Origin of the sequence: Kitasatospora sp. NPDC096077 (assembly GCF_040303245.1) — a bacterium.
In the GTDB taxonomy this organism is placed as follows: Bacteria; Actinomycetota; Actinomycetes; order Streptomycetales; family Streptomycetaceae; genus Kitasatospora.
On sequence record NZ_JBEOSV010000130.1, the window covers coordinates 1 to 7,007 of the forward strand.

General features: G+C 70.3%; 6 protein-coding genes and 1 rRNA gene. 3 read left to right on the forward strand and 4 right to left on the reverse strand.

Going from position 1 to position 7,007, the window contains the following annotated elements:
• Nucleotides 1-219: hypothetical protein (locus tag ABTZ03_RS43805; RefSeq protein ID WP_350518874.1), on the forward strand; the 219-nt coding region annotated here is incomplete at its 5' end.
• 97 nt (nt 220-316) lie between these two features.
• Here ABTZ03_RS43805 and ABTZ03_RS43810 read toward each other — a convergent pair.
• From ABTZ03_RS43810 to recD2, 3 genes are all read right to left on the reverse strand, one after another.
• Complete coding sequence (locus ABTZ03_RS43810; RefSeq protein ID WP_350518875.1) at nt 317-1,036, reverse strand: SDR family NAD(P)-dependent oxidoreductase; 720 nt, start codon at nt 1,034-1,036, stop codon at nt 317-319.
• Between the two features lie 542 nt (nt 1,037-1,578).
• Entirely contained in the window at nt 1,579-2,868 is a 1,290-nt protein-coding gene (locus tag ABTZ03_RS43815; RefSeq protein WP_350518876.1) for a citrate synthase, read from the reverse strand.
• A 225-nt stretch (nt 2,869-3,093) separates the two neighbouring features.
• Nucleotides 3,094-5,337 carry an SF1B family DNA helicase RecD2 gene (recD2, locus tag ABTZ03_RS43820; protein WP_350518877.1) on the reverse strand — a complete coding sequence of 748 codons (2,244 nt, stop codon included), beginning with the start codon at nt 5,335-5,337 and terminating at the stop codon, nt 3,094-3,096.
• A gap of 182 nt (nt 5,338-5,519) precedes the next feature.
• Here recD2 and ABTZ03_RS43825 point away from each other — a divergent pair, with 182 nt between their 5' ends.
• A complete protein-coding gene (locus ABTZ03_RS43825; protein WP_350518878.1) occupies nt 5,520-6,311 on the forward strand; it encodes a VOC family protein in 792 nt (263 codons plus the stop codon).
• Nucleotides 6,312-6,417: 106 nt separating this feature from the next.
• Nucleotides 6,418-6,882: a GNAT family N-acetyltransferase gene (locus tag ABTZ03_RS43830; RefSeq protein ID WP_350518879.1), complete on the forward strand. Its 465-nt coding sequence runs from the start codon at nt 6,418-6,420 to the stop codon at nt 6,880-6,882.
• A 49-nt stretch (nt 6,883-6,931) separates the two neighbouring features.
• Here ABTZ03_RS43830 and rrf read toward each other — a convergent pair.
• Nucleotides 6,932-7,007, reverse strand: a 5S ribosomal RNA gene (rrf, locus tag ABTZ03_RS43835); the annotation flags it as partial.

Consider the following 7,007-nt stretch of genomic DNA (forward strand, 5'->3'; position numbering starts at 1 on the left):
GGCGACCTGCGCGCCGCCGCCGACGCCATCCGACTCTCCCGCAGGACCCTCGGCACCATCAAGAGCAACCTCTTCTGGGCCTTCGGCTACAACGTGGCGGCGATCCCGCTGGCCGCCGCCGGACTGCTCAACCCGATGATCGCCGGAGCGGCGATGGCCTTCTCCTCGGTCCTCGTGCTCGCCAACAGCCTCCGGCTGCGCCGCTTCCAACCCGTCTGAGCCGGACCCGAGCCCACCCCGAGCCCGGCCCGGGACAGCCGCGAGGGGTCCGGACCATCGCTGGAAACCACCAACGCTCCGGACCCCTCAGCACACCTCAACGCCCCAGCAGTTCCCCGCCGTTGCAGTGCAGGATCTCGCCGGTGACGAACCCGGCCTCGGGCGAGGCGAGGAAGTGCACCGCCGCCGCGACCTCCCCGGTCTCGCCGATCCGGCCGAGCAGGGTGCGCGCCGCCCGGCGGGCCACCTCGGCCTCGTCCAGCCGCGGCCCGAAGAACTCGGTGCCGGCCACCGTGCCCGGCGCGACGATGTTGGCGGTGATCCCCGAGGTGCCCAACTGGGCGGCCAGGAAGTGGTTCCAGGCGTGCAGCGAGGCCTTCGCCGCGCCGTAGGAGCCGGCCCCGCGCAGGGCGGCGATGGAGCTGATGGTGACGACCCGGCCGGAGCCCGGGGTGAGCCGGTCCCGGATCGACTCGGTGAGCAGCACCACGGTCAGCACGTTGCGCTCGAAGTCGCCGCGCCAGCGGGCCAGCAGGGCGTGCGGCCCGCCGCCGACCACGGTCTCCCGGCTGCCGGCGTTGTTCACCAGCACGTCGATCCGCTCGGGCAGTTCGGCCAGCGCGGCCTCCACCGCGTCCGGGTCGGCGAGGTCGCACACCAGCGGGGTGACGTTCGGCCCGAGGCCTGCCGCGGCCTTCTCCAGGACCTCACGACGGCGACCCACGATCACCACGTGCTCACCCGCTTCGGCGAACCGCCGCGCGACTTCGTACCCGATTCCCGTGCCACCGCCGGTGACGACGACGTTCCTGGCCATCTGCGCACTCCCTCCCCAGTTCCGCCGTCGCGCGACGAGGGGGCGCGACGGTCCGTACCGGAATGCCACGATTCCTATCACGCTCGGTTGCCGTGACTGCGGGGAGGGTGACGTCGTGCGCGAGGGAAGGTGTGATATGGGCGCGGTACGAAGCGCCTACGGAGCGTGGCGAGAGGCAGCTCACACCCCCCGGGCGTAACTTCTCGCACCCTGATACGTCTTAGGTTGGTAGTGCGGCAGTTTTTCCGCTGGGCGGGGCGCGACTAACGGCAACGCGTCCCGCGCTTCCAGCGGCTGTCGCCGACGGGGCTCCGGCGGGCCCCGGGAACGGTCGTCGAAACTCTCGACGGCCTTCGCGCACGGCGCCGGGGTGTGGCGGGCCAGGGACGCTTTGAGCGGCCGTCCCCGGTCGCAGTCGGCCCCGGAGTCGTGCGCCGTACGGTTCCGTCCCCGCGCTCCGGACCCTTCCGGATCGGGGAACGGGGACGCGAAGGGGCCCGGCCGCTCAGCAGCGGCCGGGCCCCTTTCGGTACGGTGCTACGTCAGCGCTGCTCGAGCTCGACGTAGTCGCGGATCGCGACGCCGGTGTAGATCTGGCGCGGGCGGCCGATCCGGCTGGTCGGGTCGTTGATCATCTCGTGCCAGTGGGCGATCCAGCCGGGCAGCCGGCCGAGGGCGAACAGCACGGTGAACATGCTGGTCGGGAAGCCCATGGCGCGGTAGATCAGGCCGGTGTAGAAGTCCACGTTCGGGTACAGCTTGCGCGAGATGAAGAAGTCGTCCTTGAGGGCGTGCTCCTCCAGCTTGAGCGCGATCTCCAGCAGCTCGTCGCTCTTGCCGAGCTGGCCGAGGACCTCGTGCGCCAGCAGCTTGACCTGCGCGGCGCGCGGGTCGAAGGCCTTGTAGACGCGGTGGCCGAAGCCCATCAGCTTGACGCCGGCTTCCTTGTTCTTCACCTTGGTGATGAACGCGTCGACGTCGCCGCCGTCCTTCTGGATGCTTTCCAGCATCTCCAGCACGGCCTGGTTGGCGCCGCCGTGCAGCGGGCCCCACAGCGCCGAGATGCCGGCCGAGATGGAGGCGAACAGGTTGGCGTGGCTGGAGCCGACCAGGCGCACGGTGGAGGTCGAGCAGTTCTGCTCGTGGTCCGCGTGCAGGATCAGCAGCTTGTCCAGCGCGTTGACGACGACCGGGTTGAGCTCGTAGTCCTCGGCCGGGACCGCGAAGGTCATCCGGAGGAGGTTCTCCACGTAGCTGAGGTCGTTGCGCGGGTAGACGAAGGGCTGGCCCATCGCCTTCTTGTACGCGTAGGCGGCGATCGTCGGCAGCTTGGCGAGCAGGCGGACGGTCGACAGGTGGCGCTGGTCGGCGTCGAACGGGTTGTGGCTCTCCGGGTAGAACGTGGAGAGCGCACCGACCACCGAGGACAGCATGGCCATCGGGTGGGCGTCCCGCGGGAAGCCCTGGAAGAAGCGCTTGACGTCCTCGTGCAGCAGCGTGTGCTGGGTGATCTCGCGGTTGAACTCCGCCAGCTGGTCCGCGTTGGGCAGCTCGCCGTTGATCAGGAGGTACGCGGTCTCGATGAAGCCGCCCTGTGCTGCGAGCTGCTCGATCGGGTAGCCGCGGTACCGCAGGATGCCGTTGTCGCCGTCCACGAAGGTGATCGCGGACTTGTACGCGGCGGTGTTACCGAAGCCGTTGTCCAGGGTGACCAGGCCGGTCTGCGGGAGCAGCTTCGAGATGTCGAAGCCGGCGTTGCCCGCAGTGCTCTCGACGACGGGGTACTCGTACTCGCCGTCCTGGTACCGCAGTACTACCGAGTTGTCGCTCACGTCTTCCTCACCGACGAAATGAATCCTCTTCCAAGGTGCCCTGACTGTCTCCACGATCCCCCATCCGGAGGACAGTCGCGCACCCGGGGTGGCCCGGAAGGGCCCGCCCCTACAAAACCTGCCGCCGCAGCCGGTACGAACCGGACAAGATCGGCACCACCCTAGGCTCTGCCGTAAATCTCTTCACGTCAAGAGAACATTAGAGGCAACCATCCTGCTGGATAATCATCCAGTTGCAAGTCGATGATCGAGCGCGGCATGCCGCCGACCTGCGCTGACGGCCCGCACGGCCTGCGCGATCGCCTTCCGTGACCCGACCAGCACCACGAGTTTCCTCGCCCTGGTCACGGCGGTGTAGAGCAGATTTCGCTGGAGCATCGTCCAAGCGGACATGGTGACCGGAATCACCACCACCGGGTACTCGCTGCCCTGCGAGCGGTGGATCGTCACCGCGTACGCGTGGACCAGCTCGTCCAGCTCGTCGAAGTCGTACGACACCTCCTCGTCCTCGTCGGTGAGCACCGTCAGCCGCTGATCGTCCACGCTGAGGGCGGTCACCACTCCCACTGTGCCGTTGAAGACGCCGTTCCGCCCCTTGTCGTAGTTGTTGCGGATCTGGGTGACCTTGTCCCCCACCCGGAATGTCCGCCCACCGAACCGCCGCTCCGCCAACCCCTCCCGGGCCGGCGTCACGGCCGCCTGCAACAGGGTGTTCAGGTTGCCCGCCCCGGCCGGTCCGCGGTGCATCGGCGCCAGCACCTGCACGTCCCGGCGCGGGTCGAAGCCGAACTTCTGCGGGATCCGGCGCGCCACCACGTCCACCGTCAGACCGGCCGCCCGCTCGGTGTCGTCCTCCACGAACAGGAAGAAGTCCGTCAGACCCTCCGTCAGCGGCGGCTTCCCCTCGTTGATCCGGTGCGCGTTGGTGACCACGCCCGACTGCTGCGCCTGCCGGAAGATCCTGGTCAGCCGCACCGACGGGATCGGCCCGTCCTGCGCCAGCAGGTCCCGCAGCACCTCGCCGGCCCCCACCGAGGGCAGCTGGTCCACGTCCCCCACGAACAGCAGGTGCGCCCCCGGCGGCACCGCCTTGACCAGCTTGTTCGCCAGGATCAGGTCCAACATCGAGGCCTCGTCCACCACCACCAGGTCCGCGTCCAACGGCCGGTCCCGGTCGTACGCGGCGTCGCCGCCCGGCTTCAGCTCCAGCAGCCGGTGCACCGTCGAGGCCTCCGCCCCGGTCAGCTCCGCCAGCCGCTTCGCCGCCCGCCCGGTCGGCGCCGCCAGCACCACCTTCGCCCGCTTGGCCAGCGCCATCGTCACGATCGACTTCACCGTGAACGACTTGCCGCAGCCCGGACCACCCGTCAGCACCGCGACCTTCTCGGTCAGCGCCAGCCGCACCGACTGCTCCTGCTCCGGCGCCAGCTCCGCGCCGGTCCGCCGGGCCAGCCACTCCAGCGCCGCCGGCCAGTCCACGTCCGCCGACCACGGCAACCGGTCGGAGTCCGAACGCAGCAGCCGCAGCAGCTGGTTGGCGAGCGAGATCTCCGCCCGGTGGAACGGCACCAGGTACACCGCGGTGATCGGCTCGCCCGCCTCCCCCGGCACCGTCTCGCGCACCACCCCCTCGGCCGCGACCAGCTCCGCCAGGCAGTCGATCACCAGCCCGACGTCCACCTGCAACAGCTTCACGCCGTCCGCGATCAGCCGCTCCTCCGGCAGGTAGCAGTGGCCCTGGTCGCTGCTCTGCGACAGCGCGTACTGCAGCCCGGCCTTCACCCGCTCCGGACTGTCATGCGGGATGCCCACCGCCTGGGCGATCCGGTCCGCCGTCAGGAAACCGATGCCCCAGACGTCCGCGGCCAGCTTGTACGGCTCGTTCTTCACCACCCCGATCGAGGCGTCGCCGTACTGCTTGTAGATCCGCACCGCCAGCGAGGTCGACACCCCGACCCCCTGGAGGAAGACCATCACCTCCTTGATCGCCTTCTGCTCCTCCCAGGCCTCGGCGATCTTCCTGGTGCGCTTCGGCCCCAGCCCCGGCACCTCGATCAGCCGGCCCGGTTCGTTCTCGATCACCTCCAGGGTGTCCACCCCGAAGCGCTCCACGATCCGCTCGGCGAACCGCGGACCGATCCCCTTGATCAGCCCCGAGCCCAGGTACCGCTGGATGCCCTGCACCGTGGCCGGCAGCACCGTCGTGTAGTTCTCCACCGTGAACTGCCGCCCGTACTGCGGGTGCGAACCCCACCGCCCGTGCAGCCGCAGCGACTCCCCGACCTGCGCGCCCAACAGCGCGCCCACCACCGTCAGCAGGTCGTTGGCGCCCCGGCCGGTGTCCACCCGGGCCACCGTGTAACCGGTCTCCTCGTTGGCGTAGGTGATCCGCTCCAGCACGCCCTCGACCTGCGCGAGCTGGCGCGCGGCCTGCTGCTCCTGCTGCCCCGCCTGCGCCTGCTTGCCCACCGGAGCCCCCTTCGACCGGTACGGGTGGACGATTCCGTTACGCACCGTACCGCCCGGCGCGGACAAGCCCCGCCGCCCCTTGACTCCTGCCGTGCACCGCCCCCGACAAGATGCCAGGCTGGAAGGTCCAAGGGGGTCGACCACCGCGCCCGTACGGGACCCGTCCGAGGAGCAGTGCCGCCATGCTCAACACCGACTTCCGCCCCGGTTCCCCGGACTGGCTCGACCTGAGCAGCCCCGACACCCGGGCCTCCGTCGACTTCTACACCGCCCTGTTCGGCTGGACCTTCGACTCGGCCGGCCCGGAAGCCGGCGGCTACGGCTTCTTCCAGCTCGACGGCCGCACCGCCGCCGCGCTCGGCCCGCTCACCGAGGACGGCGCGCTGCCCGGCTGGACGCTGTACTTCGCCACGGACGACGCCGACCGCACCACCGACCTCGTGGAACAGGCGGGCGGCCGGGTGCGGTACGCCCCCTTCGACGTCTTCACTGCAGGCCGGACGGCCGGCTACACCGACCCGACCGGCGCCGACTTCGCGGTCTGGCAACCGCACGACACCCGCGGCCTGGACGTCGTCAACGACCAGGTCAGCCTCTGCTGGGCCGAGTGCTACAGCGTCGACGCCGAACGGGCCAAGGCCTTCTACCGCACGGTCTTCGGCTGGCAGGAACAGGACGTCCCGCTCGGCGAGGTGCTCTACACCGTGCTCACCCCGGCCGGCGGCGGCACCGACGACGCCCACGGCGGCATCCTCCAGCTCGGCCCCGAGCACACCGCCCGCGGCACCGGCTCGCACTGGCTCCCCTACTTCGAGGTGCCCAACGTGGACGCCTCCCTCGCCATCGCCGACCGGCTCGGCGCGAAGGTCCGGATCCCCGCCACCGACGTGCACGGCGTCGGCCGCCTCGCCCAACTGCTCGACCCGCACGGAGCCGTCTTCGCCGTCATCACCAGTTCCGCGCCAACGGAGTGAGCGCGGGTCCAGGAGGGTCCGCCGGAGGCGCCGTAGCGGGGCGCTACGGGCGTAGACAGGGCCTTTGGGCCCGAGTCGGGCCCCGGAGGCTCCCTATCCTCTGATCATGACTGAAACAGCTGTTCTGACGATCCGACGGGCCACCGAGGCCGACCTGCCGGGGATCGTCGCCATGCTCGCCGACGACCCCCTGGGCGCGACCCGCGAGACCCCCGACGACCTGACCCCCTACCGCACCGCCTTCGCCCGCATCGACGGCGACCCGCACCAGCAGCTGGTCGTCGCCGAACGCGCCGGCCGCACCATCGGCACCCTGCAACTCACCCTCGTCCCGGGCCTCTCCCGGAGCGGCGCCACCCGCGCGATCATCGAGGCCGTCCGGGTCCACGCCGACGAACGCGGCAGCGGGCTCGGCACCGAACTGATCCGCTGGGCCGTCGAGCGCTCCCGCGAACTCGGCGCCGTCCTGGTCCAGCTCACCTCGGACGCCACGCGCACCGACGCGCACCGCTTCTACGAGCGGCTCGGCTTCACGGCGTCGCACCTCGGGTTCAAGCTCGATCTCCGGTGAACGCGAAAAGGCCCACCCGGTAACCCGGGTGGGCCTTTTCTGAAGAATTGTTCGGCGGCGTCCTACTCTCCCACAGGGTCCCCCCTGCAGTACCATCGGCGCTGTGAGGCTTAGCTTCCGGGTTC